General features: G+C 68.4%; 20 protein-coding genes. 11 read left to right on the forward strand and 9 right to left on the reverse strand.

Going from position 1 to position 18,485, the window contains the following annotated elements:
- Nucleotides 1–10: 10 nt before the first annotated feature.
- Nucleotides 11–934: an acyl-ACP desaturase gene (locus tag A5650_RS21850; protein ID WP_067296641.1), complete on the reverse strand. Its 924-nt coding sequence runs from the start codon at nucleotides 932–934 to the stop codon at nucleotides 11–13.
- Between the two features lie 174 nt (nucleotides 935–1,108).
- Here A5650_RS21850 and A5650_RS21855 point away from each other — a divergent pair, with 174 nt between their 5' ends.
- Nucleotides 1,109–1,687, forward strand: coding sequence for an HhH-GPD-type base excision DNA repair protein (locus tag A5650_RS21855; RefSeq protein ID WP_067296644.1), 579 nt, complete (start codon nucleotides 1,109–1,111; stop codon nucleotides 1,685–1,687).
- 75 nt (nucleotides 1,688–1,762) lie between these two features.
- Here A5650_RS21855 and A5650_RS21860 read toward each other — a convergent pair whose 3' ends face one another.
- Both A5650_RS21860 and A5650_RS21865 read right to left on the reverse strand, forming a co-directional pair.
- Nucleotides 1,763–2,152: a recombinase family protein gene (locus tag A5650_RS21860; protein WP_067081675.1), complete on the reverse strand. Its 390-nt coding sequence runs from the start codon at nucleotides 2,150–2,152 to the stop codon at nucleotides 1,763–1,765.
- Between the two features lie 144 nt (nucleotides 2,153–2,296).
- Nucleotides 2,297–2,965, reverse strand: coding sequence for a nitroreductase family protein (locus tag A5650_RS21865; protein ID WP_067296647.1), 669 nt, complete (start codon nucleotides 2,963–2,965; stop codon nucleotides 2,297–2,299).
- A gap of 48 nt (nucleotides 2,966–3,013) precedes the next feature.
- Here A5650_RS21865 and A5650_RS21870 point away from each other — a divergent pair, with 48 nt between their 5' ends.
- A complete protein-coding gene (locus tag A5650_RS21870) occupies nucleotides 3,014–3,160 on the forward strand; it encodes a DUF1059 domain-containing protein (protein ID WP_067081668.1) in 147 nt (48 codons plus the stop codon).
- Between the two features lie 27 nt (nucleotides 3,161–3,187).
- Here the strand turns inward: A5650_RS21870 and A5650_RS21875 are convergent, their stop codons facing one another.
- Entirely contained in the window at nucleotides 3,188–4,171 is a 984-nt protein-coding gene (locus A5650_RS21875; protein WP_067296756.1) for an Rv1157c family protein, read from the reverse strand.
- Between the two features lie 62 nt (nucleotides 4,172–4,233).
- Nucleotides 4,234–4,803 (reverse strand): hypothetical protein, encoded by a 570-nt coding sequence (locus A5650_RS21880; protein WP_067296650.1) that lies wholly within the window; start codon nucleotides 4,801–4,803, stop codon nucleotides 4,234–4,236.
- Between the two features lie 177 nt (nucleotides 4,804–4,980).
- On the opposite strand from A5650_RS21880, the gene A5650_RS21885 reads away from it, so the two are divergent.
- Nucleotides 4,981–6,141 carry a mannosyltransferase gene (locus tag A5650_RS21885; protein WP_067296654.1) on the forward strand — a complete coding sequence of 387 codons (1,161 nt, stop codon included), beginning with the start codon at nucleotides 4,981–4,983 and terminating at the stop codon, nucleotides 6,139–6,141.
- On the opposite strand, the gene A5650_RS21890 is transcribed toward A5650_RS21885, so the two are convergent.
- Nucleotides 6,119–6,403: a 4a-hydroxytetrahydrobiopterin dehydratase gene (locus A5650_RS21890; protein WP_067296657.1), complete on the reverse strand. Its 285-nt coding sequence runs from the start codon at nucleotides 6,401–6,403 to the stop codon at nucleotides 6,119–6,121. The genes A5650_RS21885 and A5650_RS21890 overlap by 23 nt on opposite strands.
- 27 nt (nucleotides 6,404–6,430) lie before the next feature.
- On the opposite strand from A5650_RS21890, the gene A5650_RS21895 reads away from it, so the two are divergent.
- Complete coding sequence (locus tag A5650_RS21895; protein WP_067296661.1) at nucleotides 6,431–6,820, forward strand: (deoxy)nucleoside triphosphate pyrophosphohydrolase; 390 nt, start codon at nucleotides 6,431–6,433, stop codon at nucleotides 6,818–6,820.
- Nucleotides 6,821–6,837: 17 nt separating this feature from the next.
- Here the strand turns inward: A5650_RS21895 and A5650_RS21900 are convergent, their stop codons facing one another.
- Complete coding sequence (locus A5650_RS21900; RefSeq protein ID WP_067296664.1) at nucleotides 6,838–7,101, reverse strand: hypothetical protein; 264 nt, start codon at nucleotides 7,099–7,101, stop codon at nucleotides 6,838–6,840.
- Nucleotides 7,102–7,239: 138 nt separating this feature from the next.
- On the opposite strand from A5650_RS21900, the gene A5650_RS21905 reads away from it, so the two are divergent.
- Complete coding sequence (locus A5650_RS21905) at nucleotides 7,240–8,319, forward strand: hypothetical protein (RefSeq protein WP_067296667.1); 1,080 nt, start codon at nucleotides 7,240–7,242, stop codon at nucleotides 8,317–8,319.
- A gap of 67 nt (nucleotides 8,320–8,386) precedes the next feature.
- On the opposite strand, the gene A5650_RS26985 is transcribed toward A5650_RS21905, so the two are convergent.
- Nucleotides 8,387–8,557 (reverse strand): hypothetical protein, encoded by a 171-nt coding sequence (locus A5650_RS26985; protein WP_156744258.1) that lies wholly within the window; start codon nucleotides 8,555–8,557, stop codon nucleotides 8,387–8,389.
- Between the two features lie 55 nt (nucleotides 8,558–8,612).
- Here A5650_RS26985 and typA point away from each other — a divergent pair, with 55 nt between their 5' ends.
- Together typA and A5650_RS21915 are read left to right on the forward strand one after the other, a co-directional pair.
- Complete coding sequence (gene typA / locus A5650_RS21910; RefSeq protein ID WP_156744259.1) at nucleotides 8,613–10,502, forward strand: translational GTPase TypA; 1,890 nt, start codon at nucleotides 8,613–8,615, stop codon at nucleotides 10,500–10,502.
- 46 nt (nucleotides 10,503–10,548) lie between these two features.
- A complete protein-coding gene (locus A5650_RS21915) occupies nucleotides 10,549–12,414 on the forward strand; it encodes an ABC transporter family substrate-binding protein (protein WP_502687088.1) in 1,866 nt (621 codons plus the stop codon).
- Here the strand turns inward: A5650_RS21915 and A5650_RS21920 are convergent.
- A complete protein-coding gene (locus A5650_RS21920) occupies nucleotides 12,344–13,606 on the reverse strand; it encodes a chloride channel protein (RefSeq protein WP_082950886.1) in 1,263 nt (420 codons plus the stop codon). The genes A5650_RS21915 and A5650_RS21920 overlap by 71 nt on opposite strands.
- Nucleotides 13,607–13,646: 40 nt before the next feature.
- Here A5650_RS21920 and mshB point away from each other — a divergent pair, with 40 nt between their 5' ends.
- The 4 genes from mshB to A5650_RS21940 all read left to right on the forward strand — a co-directional run bounded on the left by mshB (nucleotide 13,647) and on the right by A5650_RS21940 (nucleotide 18,484).
- The gene (gene mshB / locus A5650_RS21925; protein WP_067296674.1) at nucleotides 13,647–14,543 is read left to right on the forward strand and encodes an N-acetyl-1-D-myo-inositol-2-amino-2-deoxy-alpha-D-glucopyranoside deacetylase; all 897 of its coding nucleotides are present in this window, start codon (nucleotides 13,647–13,649) and stop codon (nucleotides 14,541–14,543) included.
- Between the two features lie 140 nt (nucleotides 14,544–14,683).
- Entirely contained in the window at nucleotides 14,684–15,097 is a 414-nt protein-coding gene (locus tag A5650_RS21930; RefSeq protein WP_502687089.1) for a hypothetical protein, read from the forward strand.
- Nucleotides 15,098–15,185: 88 nt separating this feature from the next.
- Nucleotides 15,186–17,765, forward strand: coding sequence for a bifunctional FO biosynthesis protein CofGH (locus A5650_RS21935; protein ID WP_067296678.1), 2,580 nt, complete (start codon nucleotides 15,186–15,188; stop codon nucleotides 17,763–17,765).
- Nucleotides 17,766–17,935: 170 nt separating this feature from the next.
- Entirely contained in the window at nucleotides 17,936–18,484 is a 549-nt protein-coding gene (locus tag A5650_RS21940) for a YceI family protein (protein ID WP_067296681.1), read from the forward strand.
- Nucleotide 18,485: the final 1 nt, after the last annotated feature.

The raw sequence follows: 18,485 nt of genomic DNA on the forward strand, positions 1-18,485 counted from the left end.
GAGGTTGCCGTCACACCATCGAGCGTTCCGCGTCGCGTGCGGCACGCTTTTCTTCGTAGTGTTTCGCCTTCGCGTCGAGCGCGGCGAGGAAGAACGAGAGTTCGTCGCGCGCCTGTTCGCCGACCGACCCGAAGTCGGTGCGCTCGAAGACCCGCCAAAACCGCAGCACCGGTTGAATAACCGCATCGTGGTGTAGACGCAGATCGTAGATGCCGGCTTTTGCGATCGTGATGGCGTTCTTCGCGTAGTCTGTCATGTCCTGGCCCGGCATCTGAAATCCGATGACTTCGTCACGAACCGTCTTCATTGCCGCGTCAGGGGCTATGTCGAACGCAGCGTTCATCAGATTTCGGTAGAAGATCATGTGCAGGTTCTCGTCGGTCGATATACGCGCGAGCAACTGCTCCGCAAGCGGACAGCCAGTCGCGCGCCCGGTGTTGCGGTGCGCAATTCGAGTGGCAAGTTCTTGGAAGGAGACATAGGCCAAAGCCTGCAGCACGGTTTTGTCTCCACTGTCATAACCCACGGCCATGTGCTCCATGCGCAGAGCTTCCAATCGGACAGGATCCACTCCGCGCGTGACGATGAGATAGTCCCGGATCGCGATCGCATGCCGAGCCTCCTCGGCAGTCCAGCGGCCGACCCACTGCCCCCAGGCCCCATCACGGCCGAAGCGGGTGGCGATCTCACGGTGATAGGAGGGCAGATTGTCTTCGGTGAGCAAATTGACGACCATGGCCGTCTGAGCGACCGGGTCGAGCGGTGAATCTTCGGGCCGCCAATCAGTCCCGCCCAGAAAGGAAAAGTCACGCCCGCGTGACCAAGGCACGTAATCGTGCGGCTGCCAGTCCCTCGCGACGCTGAGGTGGCGGTCGAGGTTGGCCGCCACTACCGGTTCCAGTTCGGATAACACACCGATCTGCGAATCTGTCACGCTAGCTACGCTAGCGTAACCTACGAGGCCGTAAGTGCGGTTTCCGCGGAGTTGTACCAGTTAAACCTGCAGTGGCCGCGAGTTTGCGGACTTACGGACTCGGAGCACCGATTTGCCGCCACTTCGACGATCGGGCGGAAGGGTGACCCCACCGCGCAGCCTTAAACTGGCCCTGTGGCCAAACTGCAGCTAGTTCAAGATCCGGCGGCCGACGAGCTGCTGGAGTCCGACCCGTTCGCGCTGTTGGTCGGGATGCTGCTCGATCAGCAGTACCCGATGGAGGCGGCGTTCGCCGGACCGAAGAAGATCGCCGACCGTCTCGGTGGTTTCGACGTCCGCGAGATCGCCGACTACGACCCCGAGAAGTTCGCCGAGTTGTGCTCGAAAACGCCTGCCATACACCGTTTCCCGGGCTCGATGGCCAAACGAGTTCAGGCGCTGGCACAGTTGCTTGTCGATCGCTACGACGGTGATGCGGCTGCGTTGTGGACCGCCGAGGACCCCGACGGCGCCGAGGTGCTGCGTCGGCTCAAGGCGCTTCCCGGGTTCGGTGAGCAGAAGGCGAAGATCTTCCTGGCGCTACTCGGCAAGCAATACGGCGTGACGCCGCAGGGCTGGCGGAAGGCGGCCGGCGACTACGGCAAGGCAGGGTCGTTCCTATCGGTGGCCGACGTGGTCGACGCGGGTTCGTTGGAGAAGGTGCGGTCGTACAAGAAGCAGGCGAAGGCGGCCGCGAAGGCCGCCAAGGCCTGAGCGATTCAGCCGGGGCAAAGGCCGCCAAGGCCTGAGCGATTCAGCCGGGGCGAAAGCCGCCAAGGCCTGAGCGGGCTAGGAGTTGGCGACCGCGGAGTCCTCGGCGTCCAGTCGCGCCAGCGTCTTGATCACGCCGGCGACGACGTGGCCGGTGGAGGTCCCGGTGTCGATGCCCTCCTTGAGCGTGCGTAGCCGCAGGCCGCGGTCGCAGAGTTCGGCGACGGTGCGGATGACGTCGGCGCCGGTGCGGCCGAGCCGGTCGAGCGCGACGACGACGATGGTGTCGCCCGAGCGGGCATAGCTCAGCATCGCGTGCAGTCCCGCGCCGATGCGGTCGGCGGAGTCGGAGAGCCTGTCGGTGAACACCCGTCGGGGGTCGACTCCAGCAGCGTTGAGCGCCGCGAGCTGACCCTCGAGGCCCTGCTCGGCGGCGCTTGCTGTGGCGTAGCCCAGCGTGCAGGTCACGTCCCCAAGGTCTCACGAAGCGGGTCGCCTCGAAATAGCTGCCGTGATGTCTGCGCCGAACCGTTACCGGACGTCGACATCCGAGAGATGAAGTAGCGCACGAACCGGGTTGGATCGAGGTGGCCGGTCACGTCGACGCGTGGCTCACCGCGCGCGGCTTGTGAGTGGATCACCGTCGAAGCGCTCCCGGGTGGCGATCTCGGAGACGGGTCTGCGGGTCAACCTCGTCAGCTGGCGGACCGGCTTTCCGAGCGGCAGGAGCGCTGCGACGGCGTAGCTGTCGGGGATCCCCAGCAGTTCGCGGACGCGGGGCTCCTCGGCCACCGCCGCGGTGGTGAGCACACCGCCGAAGCCCTCGTTGCGGGCGGCCAGCAGGATGTTCCACACGAACGGGTAGACCGAGGCGCCCGCGATCAGGCCGACGCGATCGAGGTGTTGGTCGAACGCGGCCACCACGCCGAGGTCGACGCAGACCACGAGCACCACCTCCGCGGTGCGCAGCGGCGACTGGTTCGGCACATGCACGGCCGCAATGGTCTGCTCGTCAACTTGGCAGGGCTGCAACGGATTCCACGGGCTCTCCCCGTTGCGCAGCTGTGCGATGTAGCGCTTGGCGCCCGGTATCCCGCATTCGATCAACGCTTCGCGCGTCGCCGGATCGCGGACCACGATCAACCGGTTGCCCTGGCGGTTGCCTCCGCTGGGTGCGAAGCGGGCGTTGTCGATGATGCGCTCGAGGACGTCGTCGGATAACGGATCGCCGGTGTACTCGCGCACCGCGGCCGTCGTGCGCATGACGTCGTAGAGGTCCATGGCTATATCTTGGGCCTTGTCGGTCACGACTTGTGCGAAGGTGGGGAGATGAAGACGCACCTCAACTGCCCGTGTGGCGAAGCGATCGTCGGTAAGGATGAGGACGATCTGGTCGAGAAGGCCCAGGCGCACCTCTCCGAGGCGCACCCCGGCCGCGACTACGACCGGGACGCGATCCTCTTCATGGCCTACTGACCCCGCTCGGCGGAGTTTGTCGACCGGTTACGGGACGACCGTCGAGCCGATCGTCGGCATGAACTGGCACTGCCGTTCGGTGGTCGTCACCTGTCCGAAGATCGTCGAGAGGATGCTGCCTGAGCCGGTGTCGACAATCGCGGTCAGCGTGGTCGGCCCCTCGGGGTTGATGTCCGACCGCGGCTTGAGCGTCGCGCTGCCCGACTTGCCGGTGGTCAGGTTGACCCACGTGACGTTGAGCGGCAGCTTCTGCTCGGCCGCGGGACCCGGCGTGCCGACCGCGGTGAATACATAAGCGGTCTGACCGGGGCCGGGCCCCGGCGTCGGGATCTTGGCCGGCCCGGCGACCGAGATCGCCGTGGCGAGGACGTTTCCGCCGTCGGCCAGGCAGCCGTTGCTGATCGACGGATACATGAAGTCCTGCGTGGGCGGGGCTTCCGGGCCGAAGGCCGGACCGGGTGCGGCAGCCTCAGGCGCCGGCGCGGGCGCCGGTGCGGGCGCAACCTCCGGAGCAGGCGCGGGGGCAGGTGCGGCCTCGGGCGCCGGTGCCGCCGCAGCTGCGACGGGCGCGGCCTCGGGTGCGGGGGCCGGCGCCGCCGCCGGTGCGGGTGCGGCAGCCGCCTCCGGCACCGGCCCGACGGCGTGTGCCGGATCGATGCCCGGCGGCAGGTGCGCTTCCTGGCCGGGCACAGCGCCGGGGGCCGGATTGTGGGCGACGAACTGGTTGACCGCCGACGCGACATTTCGCGAGTCGGCGGGGACGACCGCGTCACCGGCGAACACCGCGGCTGCGGCCATCAGCGTCGACGCGGCGTTCGTCGGATCGGCGGCGGCCTGCTGAATCGCCGGGCTGATGCCCTGGACCGCCGACAGGCCGGGCGCCTGCAGTCCCGGGATCGCCGGCGAGGGCGCGGGTTCGGCGCCGGCCACACCGGCCACGCCGCCGACAAGCAGCGTGGCCGATGAACCGATCGCGACGGCGACGGTGGCGAACATCCTTCGAGCTGACATGGCTCCCTCAGGGGTTGTAGTGGTCGTGTCTGCCAGTTGGTCGTTCGGCGTCGCCGCCGTCATCACGGAAGAGCCGACAGCGGCATCAGCAGCGGCGCCATGCCAGCGCCTGCCGGGGCGGCGGCGGGCGCCGCGGCAGCCGGAGCGGCCGCAGCGGCCACAGGTGCGGCGGCCGACGGCGTAGCCGCCTGCGCGGCCGCGGGCAGCAGACCGGTCAACGGCGTGCCCTCAGGCAACAGAGAGGCCAGGCCGGTCGGCAGGTTGGACAGCAGGCTGGCCGGGTTGGCCGGCGCGGTAGAGGCCGCTGCGGGTGCCGCCGGTGCCGCGGGCATGCCGGGCAGCGAGGCCGGAGGCTGCGGCAGAGTGACCGACGCCGTCGCCGACGGCTGAGTCGCGGCCGGGGCGGCCGGAGTCGATGCGGTGTTCAGCAGCGACGTGACGCCCTGCATGAGTTGCGTCGCGGCGGCCGGGTTTGACGCCAGCTGCTGGATCAGCGGCAGGCCCGGCACGGTGGGCGCGGGTGCCGGCGCCGCGGGTTGCGCGGACGCGGTGGCGCTCAGCGCCAGCGCGGCCGAGACCGCCCCCGCAGCGGCGATCATCGTGGTCGCGAACAGTTTTCCGGTGCTGTGCATGGTTCTCCCAATCGGTTGTGTGGCACGCCTCCGCCCGAAGCTACGGAGTTACTGATGTGACTCAAGTGACACGTGTGGCAGTGATTCAACCGTTACTCAAGCGAGGGGTTTCGGTGACCGGCCGATAGAGTCGGGCGAATAGACACCTCGACAAGCGCCGCCCCGTCACCGTCGCGGATGGCCTCCCGACTGGCCGCTGCGGCGCCCGTGCTGCTGGCGTTCAGCATCGCGGCTCGACTGGCGTGGACCTACCTGGTGCCCAACGGCGCGAACTTCGTCGACCTGCACGTCTATGTCGGTGGCGCCGGCACGCTGGACCAGCCCGGCGCGCTCTACGACTACGTCTACGCCGACCAGACCCCGGACTTTCCTCTGCCGTTCACCTATCCGCCGTTCGCGGCCGTGGTGTTCTACCCGCTTCACCTGCTGCCGTTCGGCCTTGTCGCGTTCCTATGGCAGCTCGGGATCATCGCCGCGCTCTACGGCGTGGTGCGCCTCAGCCAGCGGCTGCTGGGCTTCGGCGACCCGCGGGTCGCGATGCTGTGGACCGCGGTCGGCATCTGGATCGAACCATTGCGCAGCACCTTCGACTACGGGCAGATCAATGTCGTGCTGGTGCTGGCGGTTCTGTATGCCGTCTCCAGCACGCGATGGTGGGTGTCGGGTCTGCTGGTCGGCGTCGCGGCCGGCTTGAAGCTGACGCCCGCGGTCTCCGGGCTGTACTTCCTTGGCGCGCGGCGATGGGCCACGGTGGTGTTCTCAGCGGTGGTTTTCCTTGCCACCGTGGGGGTTTCGGCCCTGGTGGTCGGGGACCAGACCCGGCGCTATTTCACTGAGCTGCTCGGCGACGCCGACCGGGTGGGCCCGATCGGGACGTCGTTCAACCAGTCGTGGCGCGGCGGGATCTCACGGATCCTCGGCCACGACGCGGGTTACGGGCCCGCCGTGGTGGCCGGAATCGTGGTGACGGCGGGTTTGGCGATCCTGGCGTGGCGGGCCATCGGCGGCGCGTCGGACCGGTTGGGCGAGATCGTGGTGGTCCAGTTGTTCGGCCTTCTGCTGTCGCCGATCTCGTGGACGCATCACTGGGTGTGGCTGATCCCGTTGATGATCTGGCTGCTGCACGGGCCACTGCGCGGCAGGCGCGGCGCGCGCGTGCTGGGCTGGGGCTGGCTCGCCCTGACCCTGGTCGGGGTGCCGTGGTTGCTGAGCTTCGCCCAGCCGACGATCTGGGTGATCCCGCGACCGTGGTATCTGGCCTGGGCCGGGTTGATCTACATCGTCGCCACGCTGGTGACGCTGGCGTGGATCGCCTCTACTGGTCGACGAGCCCGTTGATGTCCTTGGCCATCTCGAGGTCCTTGTCGGTGATGCCGCCTTCTGAATGCGTCACCAACGCGAAAGTCACTGTCCGCCAGCGAATATCGATATCGGGATGGTGATCCTTGGCCTCCGCGTGCTCGCCGACCCGGCGGACTGCGTCGATGCCGTCGAGGAAGGCGGGGAATTTGATCGAGCGGCGCAGAGCACCGTCGGCGCGTTCCCAGCCGGGCAGATCGGGCAGTGCGGCGTCCACTTGTTCGTCCGTTAACACAGCCATGGCTTCGACCGTATACCGTCAGCCGCAGTGTCGAACCAGATCGTTGTCGCCGGCGCCCTCATCTCGGAGGCTTCGCTGCTCGTGGCGCAGCGCGACCGGCCAGCCGAACTCGCCGGGTTGTGGGAACTGCCCGGCGGCAAGGTGGCGCCGGGTGAGACGGACCAAGCCGCGCTGGCCCGCGAATTGCACGAGGAGCTCGGTGTCGTGGTCGACGTCGGCGCGCGACTCGGCGACGACGTCGCCCTCACCGAAACCATGGTCCTGCGGGCTTATCGCGTCACTCAGACCGGCGGTAGCCTGCACCCCAACGACCACAGGGCGCTGCGCTGGGTCACCGTCGGCGAACTCGACGGCCTAGCGTGGGTGCCCGCCGACCGCACGTGGCTGGCCGCGCTCAGGCGAGCGCTTGGCAGGTAACCCGGCGGAACGGGGCTTCAGTAGCGCAGCCGGTCGTCGACCACCCGGACCGGCGGGCGGTGGTGCGCCGCGTAGATCGGGTGCATCAACGCGGGATGTCGGCAGTGGACGCAGGATCCGGGTGACCGGTTGGTCGACGAGAACGTCATGTGGTGGCAGTGCGCACAGCGCACGACGTGGAACACGCCCATCCAGTTGAGCAATCCGAGGTAGATCGCTGCCGTCGCGAAAGCCGCCAGCAGCGCGGCCAGGGCGATGGTGGAGACCTCGTAGATCGCCATCTGAGTCTCCTTTCTCTCAGCGCTTCCGACAGTAATTCGCGTACCTGCACGCCCGCTGTGAACATTTGCCCGTGACTTCGCGGCCGGGTTTTCAAGATCGGTCGTTCGGCGGCCGGTGCTCACATAGTCTTGCCGTCCATGCGCGTGCTGCGGTTCGTGTGGCGAGGTGTGCTCGCCTTCGACCGGATCGGTTCGCGCATCCCGCAACTGGTTCAGATGTGGCTCGTCGAGTTGTTCTTCGCGCTCCCGCTGACCTTCTTCGTCGCCAAGATGATCGATATCCGCGGTGCCTTCGGCGTGCCCGGCACCGGCGAACCGATGCCGGGCGTGTTCTGGGGTGCGTTGGTTGTCTCGCTGGTCTGCGGATTCTTCTTCTTCCGCAGCCTGATCAGGCCGCGTGTCAAGCACGGAGCGTGGACACCGATGGTGCGCGCGGACATCGGCGATGCGACCGTGGTCGGCGGAAACCGCGCATGGCGGGTCGAATACGAGTATCTGACCAGTCATCCGTCGTACTCGCTGTTGCTCCTGCTCACCGCGCCCATCCCCGCCGTCATGGTGCTGATGACGATCAACCACGGCGACAGCACCTTTTATTGGCGTGTCGCAGGTGTCGTCGGGCTCATCGTGTTGGCGCTGATGGCGCTGGCCCGGCTGCTGAGTTGGTACGTATTCCGCTTCGGACGGCGAGAGATCGACGATCATGCAGCAGCACAGGGCGTTTCGGATCGAAAGCTCGGCTGGGAGATGGCGTGGAAGCCGCTGCTCATGCTGATCGTATTGGTCTATGCGATCGCCGGAATCCCGATCGCCTACATGTGGTGGGACGAGCTGCGCACCATCGACACGTTGCCCATCGTGACCGTCGCCGACAGCGTCGACGCGGTGGGTCAGTATCGGCGCGTCGACGGTGCTCTCGCCGGCGATCCCGTGTACTGGGCGCCGCGGGGTACCGGGCGCGGCGGCAACAATTTCTCGGGAGCCGGTGTGCTCGTGGACCTTTCGGCTGGCGGCGAGGTGCTGTTGCTGGCCGAGTCGCTGTCGGTGCCCGACTTCGTCGGTGTCATGAAGGACGTGCGGGACAACACGATTCATACACACGGCCGCGTGATCGACGAGATCACCGAAACCCAGCAGAAATACTACGGCTTCGACGAAGACGCTTTCCCCGATGCCCCGCGCGACGGCCGGGTGATGGTGCTGCTGTCCTACCCGTAGCCGGTTTGACTCTGCGCTGAGGGCGTTGTTTCCAAACGAGATCGCGCCCTGGACGCAGAGTCAACGCCTACTTCCGTCGGCGGGCGCGCTTGTGAACCTTCACCAGATCCTTGCCGCGGATGCCGTTGCGTTCGGCCTTGCGCACCTGATGAACCACGACCGGGCAGCGCTTGCAGCGTGGTTGGCTGCGGCAGCACTTGTTCTTCGGCTTGAGGTCGGCGAGCTTGCTGGGCTTCAAGTGACGGGCATCTCTCGTTTTCGTGATTGGCCGACCGCACTGCGACAATCTCGAAGTGGATTTTAGAAACGTCGCCATCGTGGCACACGTCGACCACGGGAAGACCACCCTGGTCGACGCGATGCTGCGCCAGTCCGGCGCTTTGACACACCGGGGTGACGACGCCACCGAGCGCATCATGGATTCCGGTGACCTCGAACGCGAAAAAGGCATCACGATCCTGGCGAAGAACACCGCCGTGCACCGCCATCACGGCGACGGCACCGTGACCGTCATCAACGTCATCGACACCCCCGGACACGCCGACTTCGGCGGCGAGGTCGAGCGCGGGCTTTCGATGGTCGACGGCGTGCTGTTGCTGGTCGACGCGTCGGAGGGCCCCCTGCCGCAGACCCGCTTCGTCCTGCGCAAGGCGCTGGCTGCCCACCTGCCGGTCATCCTCGTGGTCAACAAGACCGACCGCCCGGACGCCCGGATCAGCGAGGTCGTCTCCGACAGCCACGACCTGCTGCTCGACGTGGCATCCGACCTCGACGAGGAGGCTCAGAAGGCCGCCGAGGAGGCGCTCGGGCTGCCGACGCTGTACGCGTCCGGCCGGGCCGGCATCGCGAGCACCACCGAACCCGCCAACGGTGAGAACCCGGACGGCACAAACCTCGACCCGCTGTTCGACGTTCTCATGGAGCACATCCCGCCGCCCACCGGCGATGCCGAAGCGCCCCTGCAGGCGCTGGTCACCAACCTCGACGCCTCGGCGTTCCTGGGGCGTCTGGCACTGATCCGCATCTATAACGGCAAACTGCGCAAGGGCCAGCAGGTCGCGTGGATGCGCGAGGTGGACGGCGTGCCCGTCGTCACGAACGCCAAGATCACCGAACTCCTCGCGACCGTCGGTGTCGAGCGCAACCCGACCGACGAGGCCGTCGCCGGTGACATCGTCGCCGTCGCCGGCATGCCCGAGATCATGATCGGTGACACCCTCGCCGACCCCGACCACGCGCACGCGCTGCCGCGCATCACCGTCGACGAGCCGGCCATCTCGGTCACCATCGGCACCAACACCTCGCCGCTGGCGGGCAAGGTGTCCGGCCACAAGCTCACCGCCCGGATGGTGCGCAACCGGCTGGACCAGGAGCTGGTCGGCAACGTGTCGATCAAGGTCGTCGACATCGGCCGCCCCGACGCGTGGGAGGTGCAGGGCCGCGGTGAGCTGGCCCTGGCGGTGCTGGTCGAGCAGATGCGCCGCGAGGGCTTCGAGCTGACCGTCGGCAAGCCGCAGGTCGTCACCCGCACGATCGACGGCAAGCTGCACGAGCCGTTCGAGGCGATGACCATCGACTGCCCCGAGGAGTTCGTCGGCGCCATCACGCAGCTGATGGCCGCGCGCAAGGGCCGCATGGAGGACATGACCAACCACGCAGCGGGCTGGGTGCGGATGGATTTCATCGTGCCGAGCCGCGGGCTGATCGGCTTCCGCACCGACTTCTTGACGATCACGCGCGGCACCGGCATCGCCAACGCGGTGTTCGACGGCTACCGGCCGTGGGCGGGGGAGATCCGTGCCCGCCACAGCGGCTCGTTGGTGTCGGACCGCAGCGGCCAGATCACGCCGTTCGCGATGATTCAGCTCGCCGATCGCGGACAGTTCTTCGTCGAGCCCGGCCAGGACACGTACGAGGGTCAGGTCGTCGGCATCAACCCGCGCGCGGAGGATCTCGACGTCAACGTCACCCGGGAGAAGAAGCTGACCAACATGCGCAGCTCCACCGCCGACGTCATCGAGACGCTGGCCCGCCCGCTGGAACTGACCCTGGAACAGGCGATGGAGTTCTGCGCGGAAGACGAGTGCGTCGAGGTGACCCCCGAGGTCGTCCGCGTGCGCAAGGTCGAACTCAACGCGAGTCTGCGCGCCAGGGCCAAGGCGCGCGCGAAAGCCCGCGGCTGATTTGGCGGTCGCCGATCGGCCGGCCGCACGCAAGCTGCCCGATACCCTGTTGGTCGTGTCCGGCCCCCGACGCGTCATCGCGGTCTTGTCCGCGATGGTGACTCTCGTGGCCGCCTGCACCGTCAGCCCGCCGCCCGCGCCGCAGAGCACCGACACGCTGCAGTCGCCGCCGCCCCCTCCGATGAAGGCGACGCAGATCATCATGGCGATCGACTGGATCGGTCCGGGTTTCAATCCGCACCTGCTGTCCGACCAGTCGCCGGTCAACGCCGCGATCAGCTCGCTGGTGCTGCCCAGTTCGTTCCGCCCCATCGCCGATCCCAAGACGCCGACCGGCTCGCGGTGGGAGCTCGACACGAGCTTGTTGGACTCGGCGGAGGTGACGAGCCAGGACCCGTTCACCGTCACCTACAAGATCCGCCCCGAGGCGTCGTGGACCGACAACGCGCCCATCGCCGCCGATGACTACTGGTATCTGTGGCAACAGATGGTCAGCCAGCCCGGGGTCGTCGATCCGGCGGGCTACGACCTGATCACCGGCGTCCAGTCGGTCGAGGGCGGTAAGACCGCGGTCGTGACGTTCTCGCAGCCGTATCCGGCGTGGCGCGAGCTGTTCAACAACATCCTTCCGGCCCACATCGTCAAGGACGTGCCGGGCGGATTCGCCGCCGGCTTGGCGCGGGCACTGCCGGTGACGGGCGGACAGTTCCGCGTGGAGAACATCGACCCCCAGCGCGACGAGATCCTGCTGGCCCGCAACGACCGGTACTGGGGTGCGCCCGCGAAGCCGGACCAGGTGCTGTTCCGGCGCGGCGGCGACTCGGCGGTGCTGGCGGACTCGATCCGCAACGGCGACACCCAGGTCGCCCAGGTGCACGGTGGGGCGGCCGCGTTCGCCCAGCTGTCCGCGATCCCCGATGTGCGCACGGCGCGGATCGTCACGCCGCGCGTGATGCGGCTGAGCCTGCGCGCCCAGCAGCCGGCGTTGCGCGAGTCGCAGGTCCGCAAGGCGATCCTGGGCCTGCTCGATGTGGACCTCCTCGCCGCGGTGGGCGCCGGCGACGACAACACGGTGACGCTGGCCCAGGCTCAGGTGCGCTCGCCGTCGGACCCCGGGTACGTCCCCACGGCACCGCCCGCGATGGCCAAACAGGACGCGCTGGGGCTGCTGGCCGATGCCGGTTACGAGCTGGAGCCGGTCTCGACCAGTACGCCGCCTACGCCGGGGAATCCGCCGCCGGACGGCGACCGCGGCCGCATCACCAAGGACGGTGAACCGCTGACGTTGGTGATCGGTGTGGCGGCCAACGACCCGACGTCGGTGGCCGTTGCCAACACCGCGGCCGACCAGCTGCGCAACGTCGGCATCGCAGCATCGGTGACGGCTCTCGACCCGGTGGCCCTCTACGCCGATGCGCTGCCCAACAACCGGGTGGACGCGGTGGTCGGCTGGAACCATGCGGGCGGGGATCTGGCTACGGCGTTGGCATCGCGTTTCGGTTGTCGGGCGTTGGAGGCGACGCCGGTGGCGACGGCCCAACCCGGTCCCCGCACGACGACCAGCGGTACGCCTACACCGACCACGACACGGTCCACGCCGACCGCGACGACGCCGAGTCCGCGGCCCGATCCCGAATCAGGCGAGCTCGTGCAGGCGCCGAGCAATATCACCGGGATATGCGATCGCAGCATCCAGCCGAAGATCGATGCGGCGCTCGACGGCAGCGAGGACATCGCTGACGTCATCACGGCCGTCGAACCGCGCCTGTGGAACATGGCGACAGTGCTGCCGATCCTGCAAGACACCACGATCGTGGCCTCCGGCCCGAGCGTGCAGAACGTCAGCCTGTCCGGTGCGGTACCGGTCGGCATCGTCGGCGATGCCGGTGACTGGGTGAAGACCAAGCAGTGAGTCCGTGCGCCGCGAACGCCGCGATCGCGAACACCACCAGAAGCCAGTAGGGCGGGTGCGCGAGCTCCCAGACGAACAGCGCCGCGAACGCCGGTGACCGCTGGGTGATCGCCAGCACTCCCGCCGCACACGTCAGCGACAACGCGGAGCCGTGCAGCTTTGTATCGGCCCACTCATTCAGCGCGAGTGCGACGAGCGATCCGGCGGCCGCACCCGTCGCCAGCGCCGGCGTGATCAGACCGCCGACGGCACCGGCGCGCAGAAACACCGCGGTGAGAAGCGGTTTCAGTAGCAGGAGCATCGCCGCCCCGCCGAGGGTGAGGCCGCTGTTCACGCTGACTGTCAGGATGCTTCTGCCGTTGCCGGGCAACTCGGGCCACCAGATCGAGCACACACCGGTGGCCAATCCGGCCGCGGCGACCGTCAGAACCAGCACCCACGACCGCATCTGGACCCGCGGGCGGGCGGCGGACATGACCCGGTCGAACCCCAGGCCGATGGCGGCAGCGAGCGGTGAAATGGTCACGGCCAGAACCGCAAACAGCGGTGACAGCTCGAAATCCGGCCACGTCAGCGGATGTTCGAGATGCGTGACCGGGGCGGCGACGGCGACGGCGAGGCTCGAGCTGATCAGCGCCGCGCCGACGGCGCGCGGATGCCACGTCTTGAGCAGGATGCTCGCGGTGAACAGTGCGCCGCCCAGCGGCACGCTGTAGACCGCGCCCAGCCCGGCGCCCGCCGCGCACGCGAGCAGGATCTCCCGGTCGCGGGGCGTCAGCGTGAGACGCGTCGTGCCCAGATCGCCGAGTGCGGCTGCGATCTGGCGAGGCGCGCCTTCGCGGCCCAGCGATGCGCCCGACCCGACGAGAAGCACCTGCAGCGCGGCGTCGATGCACAACGGGGTGCGGGGCAAGGGGCGGGGTTCGGCGATCGCCGCCGACAGCGATGGGATCTCGGTGCGTCGGCGCAGCAGCCACCACCCGCAGCCGGCCAGCGCGCCGCCGACCATCGGGCCGACGGCGCGTCGGATCGGACTGCTCCCGCCGACGCCGGTCAGCAGGCTGCCGAACGAGTAGTGGTACGTGAGGTGTTCGACGCCGTGCAACAACAGCGTCGTCGCCGCGCCGGCGACGCCTGCGAGCAGCCCGATGATGACGATCGCGCAACCGAACTCGACGGTGCGCCGGGACACCTCGTGAATGTATGCCAGCGGGCAGGGCAAGCTGGTGCGAATGGACCCCAACACGACGGATCCCAGCGGCGGCCGGTTGTTGTTCGTGCACGCCCATCCTGACGACGAGACCCTGACGACCGGGGCCACGATCGCCCACTACGTCGCCCGCGGTGCCCAGGTGCGCGTCGTCACGTGCACGCTCGGGGAAGAGGGTGAGGTGATCGGAGACCGGTGGGCCGGCCTGGCCGTCGACGAGGCCGACCAGCTCGGGGGGTACCGCATCGGCGAGCTGACCGCGGCACTCAACGCGCTGGGCGTGGAGGGACCGGAGTTCCTCGGCGGGGCCGGGCGCTGGCGCGACTCCGGGATGGCGGGCACGCCGCGCCGCCACCGACAACGCTTCGTCGACGCCGATCCGGCCGAGTCGGTCGGCGCGCTCGTCGCGGGCATTCGCGAGCTGCGCCCGCACGTCGTCGTCACCTACGACCCGCACGGTGGGTACGGCCATCCCGACCACATCCACACCCACGAGGTGACGATGGCCGCCGTGACGGCCGCCGCGGGGTCGCAGTTCCCCGGCGAGCCGTGGGTCGTGCCGAAGGTGTACTGGTCGGTGATGTCGAAGGAGTGGATCGCCGAGGGGCTGGCGGGACTCGACGACGCGCCCGCCGAGTGGATCCGGGTGGCCGCCGACGAGGTGCCGTTCGGCTATCGCGACGACGAGATCGACGCGGTGATCGACGATCCCGGACAGCATCGCGCGAAGGTGGCGGCGATGCGAGCACACGCGACGCAGATCGCCGTCGCGCCCAACGACCGCGCGTTCGCGCTGTCCAACAACATCGCGCTGCCGCTCAGCGCGGTCGAGCACTACATCCTGGTCGCGGGTCCGGCCGGCGAGCGCGACGCTCGAGGCTGGGAGACCGACCTACTCGCCGGGCTGGACCTTCGATAGCGGCGCGGCGAAGGAGTAAGCTCCCCGTCAGTCGGCGGCGCGATGAAGGGACTGCACATGGATCCGGATCTCGATCCCAACCTGCAGCACTGGCAGGACCGGTTCGACAGCCTTCAGTGGGTGATCGGCTCGCTGACCGGATTGCTGGACAGCATCCCGACCTGAGTTCGCTCACCTCCGCCGCCGAGCCTCGACGCGTGGCGGTCCTTACCCTGCTGGCCATTGACGGGGTGCTGTGCGCCATCGCCGCGGCCTTCTTGCTTCCGCTCCGCCTCGGATCGACACCCTTTCCGATCAGCGCGCTGATCGCCGGCCTCGTCAATGCCGCCCTCGTATGGGCCGCGCTGCACTGGACGTCTTCGCCGCGAATCGCGGCCCTTCCGCTGTGGACCTGGCTGCTCACGGTGCTGTTGATGACGTTCGGCGGGCCGGGGGAGGACATCATCTTCGGCGGCGTCGGCGTCATGGAGTATGCGGCGCTGCTGCTCATCGCCCTCGGCTCGCTGCCGCCCGCCGCGGTGCTGTGGCGGCGGGTGAACCGAGGACTAGGGTGACCCGTATGTCAGGCGTAGGGCAGGCCGATGCGATGCCAGCATCTGAGACAGCCGGGATGAAACCCGTCGACGGTGGGGTTACAGGGGAGTGGCTCTGAACCCTCAGCGCGGCGCCGATCTGCCCAGCCCGGTGATACCACCGAAACCCGATCAGCCCAGTCCTGCGGCTCTGCGGCGGGTGCTGCGCCGCGCTCGCGACGGGGTGGCGCTGAACCTCGACGAGGCCGCGATCGCGATGACCGCCCGCGGCGACGACCTCGCCGACCTCTGTGCCAGCGCTTCGCGGGTGCGCGATGCCGGGCTCGAAGCGGCAGGACGGCGCGGGGCGTCGGGACGCCTGCCGGTCAGCTACTCGCGCAAGGTGTTCATCCCCGTCACCCACCTCTGCCGCGACACCTGCCACTACTGCACGTTCGTCACGGTTCCTGGCCGGCTGCGCGCCCAGGGCATGGGCATGTACATGGAGCCCGACGAGATCCTCGACGTCGCGCGCCGCGGTGCGGAATTGGGTTGTAAGGAAGCCTTGTTCACGCTCGGCGACCGTCCTGAGGCGCGCTGGGACGAGGCCCGCCAATGGCTCGACGAGCGGGGCTACGACTCGACGCTGGACTACGTGCGCGCGATGGCGATCCGGGTGCTCGAGGAGACCGGGCTGCTGCCGCACCTGAACCCCGGCGTGATGAGCTGGTCGGAACTGTCTCGACTCAAGCCGGTCGCGCCGTCGATGGGCATGATGCTGGAGACGACGTCGCGCCGCCTGTTCGAGACGAGAGGCCTGGCCCACTACGGCAGCCCGGACAAGGACCCCGAGGTCCGGCTGCGGACGCTGGCCGACGCGGGCCGGCTCTCCATCCCATTCACCACCGGCTTGCTCGTCGGGATCGGCGAGACGCTGCACGAGCGTGCCGAGACCATCCACGCGATTCGCCGGTCGCACAAGGAGTTCGGGCACGTTCAGGAAGTGATCGTGCAGAACTTCCGCGCGAAGGACCACACCGCCATGGCCTCGTCACCCGAGGCGGACTTCGAGGACTTCCTGGCGACGATCGCGGTCACCCGCCTGGTGATGGGGCCCAAGATGCGGATCCAGGCACCGCCGAACCTGGTGTCGCGCAACGAGTGCCTGGCCCTGGTCGGCGCGGGTGTCGATGACTGGGGCGGCGTGTCGCCGCTGACCCCCGACCACGTCAACCCCGAGCGACCGTGGCCCGCGCTCGACGAGTTGGCCGCCGTGACCGCCGACGCCGGTTATGACCTGGTGCAGCGGCTCACCGCGCAGCCGCAATACGTGCAGGCGGGTGCGGCGTGGATCGACCCGCGGGTGCGCGGACACGTCGACGTGCTGGCCGACCCCGACACCGGGTTCGCGCTGGACGTCAACCCGACCGGCCGGCCGTGGCAGGAGCCCGACGAGGCGTCGGAGTCGTTGGGCCGCACCGACCTTCACTCCGCGATCGACGAGGCCGGCCGGCTCACCGAGACCCGCAGCGACCTCGACAGCGCGTTCGGCGACTGGGAGTCGATCCGCGAGAAGATCTCCGAACTCGCGGCCAGGGCACCCGAACGCATCGACACCGACGTGCTGGCCGCGCTGCGTGCCGCCGAACGCGATCCGGCAGGGCTCTCCGACGACGAGTATTTGGCGCTGGCCTGTGCCGACGGTACCGCGTTGGACGCCGTTGCCGCGCTTGCTGATTCGCTGCGCCGCGATACCGTCGGGGACGAGGTGACCTTCGTCGTCAACCGCAACATCAACTTCACCAACATCTGCTACACCGGCTGCCGCTTCTGCGCGTTCGCGCAGCGCAAGGGCGACGCCGACGCGTATTCGCTTTCGGTCGACGAGGTCGCCGACCGGGCGTGGGAGGCGCACGTCGCCGGCGCGACCGAGGTGTGCATGCAGGGCGGCATCGACCCCGAATTACCCGTCACCGGCTACGCCGACCTGGTGCGGGCGGTGAAGAAGCGGGTGCCGTCGATGCACGTACACGCGTTCTCTCCGATGGAGATCGCCAACGGTGTCACTCGCAGCGGGCTGTCGATCCGCGAGTGGTTGACGTCGCTGCGCGAGGCGGGTCTGGGCAGCATTCCGGGCACGGCCGCCGAGATCCTCGACGACGAGGTCCGGTGGGTCCTGACCAAGGGCAAGCTGCCGACGTCGATGTGGATCGAGGTCGTGACCACCGCCCACGAGGTCGGGCTGCGGTCGAGTTCGACGATGATGTACGGCCACGTCGACCAGCCGCGGCACTGGGTCGGCCATCTGCGGGTGTTACGCGAGATCCAGTACCGCACAGGCGGTTTCACCGAGTTCGTACCGCTGCCGTTCGTGCATCAGAGTTCGCCGCTGTACCTGGCCGGCGGTGCACGCCCGGGCCCGACGCACCGCGACAACCGTGCCGTGCACGCGCTGGCGCGGATCATGCTGCACGGCCGGATCGCCAACATCCAGACCAGCTGGGTCAAGCTCGGCGTCGAACGCACGCAGGTGATGCTCAACGGCGGTGCCAACGACCTCGGCGGCACGCTGATGGAGGAGACCATCTCGCGGATGGCCGGTTCGGAGTTCGGGTCCTACAAGACGGTCGAGGAACTCGTCGCGATCGCCGAGGGCATCGGCCGCCCGGCGCGCCAGCGCTCCACGACGTACACCCCCCTCGCCGCCTAACCGTCTCCGCGCGAGCGTGCGTGTTTGCACACGCCACGCCGCGACATTTCAGCGCTTCGTGCACGCTCGCCGCACCCTTGAGGAATGAAATCGGACCGTGGTCCGTTTACCGGGGTGGGTGACGGTCGTCGGCCGGAGCCCGAGCAGACAACCACGAAGGAGAAGCAACCATGACCACAGCCGTCGACACGGGCCTGACCGCAGGCACCTGGACCATCGACACCGTTCACTCGACCGTCGGGTTCTCCGTACGCCACCTCATGGTGAGCAAGGTGCGCGGAACATTCGACACCTTCGACGGCGCGATCACCGTCGCCGAGGACGGCACGCCGTCCGTCACCGCCCAGATCGCGGTCGACTCCGTCAACACCCGCAACGAGCAGCGCGACGGCCACCTCAAGTCGGCCGACTTCTTCGACACCGCAGCGCATCCGACCGCCACCTTCACCTCGACCGGAGTCCGGTCCGACGGCGACACCTATTTCGTCGACGGCGACTTCACGCTCAAGGGCGTCACCAAGCCGATCACCCTGCAGGTCGAGTTCCACGGCGTTAACCCCGGGATGGGCCACGGTGAGGTCGCCGGCTTCGACGCCTCGGTCGTGTTGAACCGCAAGGACTTCGGCATCGACATCGACATGCCGCTCGAGACCGGCGGCACGGTCGTCGGCGACAAGGTCACCGTCACCCTCGAGATCGAGGCCGTCAAACAGGCCTGAT

Source organism: Mycobacterium sp. 1164985.4 (assembly GCF_001668575.1).
GTDB lineage: Bacteria > Actinomycetota > Actinomycetes > Mycobacteriales > Mycobacteriaceae > Mycobacterium.

Excerpts from the sequence above, each read along its gene's own strand:
- A5650_RS21865 (WP_067296647.1), bottom strand. The coding sequence starts at position 2,965 with ATGGACCTCTACGACGTCATGCGCACGACGGCCGCGGTGCGCGAGTAC.
- A5650_RS21870 (WP_067081668.1), top strand. The coding sequence starts at position 3,014 with ATGAAGACGCACCTCAACTGCCCGTGTGGCGAAGCGATCGTCGGTAAG.
- A5650_RS21875 (WP_067296756.1), bottom strand. The coding sequence starts at position 4,171 with ATGTCAGCTCGAAGGATGTTCGCCACCGTCGCCGTCGCGATCGGTTCA.
- A5650_RS21880 (WP_067296650.1), bottom strand. The coding sequence starts at position 4,803 with ATGCACAGCACCGGAAAACTGTTCGCGACCACGATGATCGCCGCTGCG.
- A5650_RS21885 (WP_067296654.1), top strand. The coding sequence starts at position 4,981 with ATGGCCTCCCGACTGGCCGCTGCGGCGCCCGTGCTGCTGGCGTTCAGC.
- A5650_RS21890 (WP_067296657.1), bottom strand. The coding sequence starts at position 6,403 with ATGGCTGTGTTAACGGACGAACAAGTGGACGCCGCACTGCCCGATCTG.
- A5650_RS21900 (WP_067296664.1), bottom strand. The coding sequence starts at position 7,101 with ATGGCGATCTACGAGGTCTCCACCATCGCCCTGGCCGCGCTGCTGGCG.
- A5650_RS21905 (WP_067296667.1), top strand. The coding sequence starts at position 7,240 with ATGCGCGTGCTGCGGTTCGTGTGGCGAGGTGTGCTCGCCTTCGACCGG.
- mshB (WP_067296674.1), top strand. The coding sequence starts at position 13,647 with ATGGACCCCAACACGACGGATCCCAGCGGCGGCCGGTTGTTGTTCGTG.
- A5650_RS21940 (WP_067296681.1), top strand. The coding sequence starts at position 17,936 with ATGACCACAGCCGTCGACACGGGCCTGACCGCAGGCACCTGGACCATC.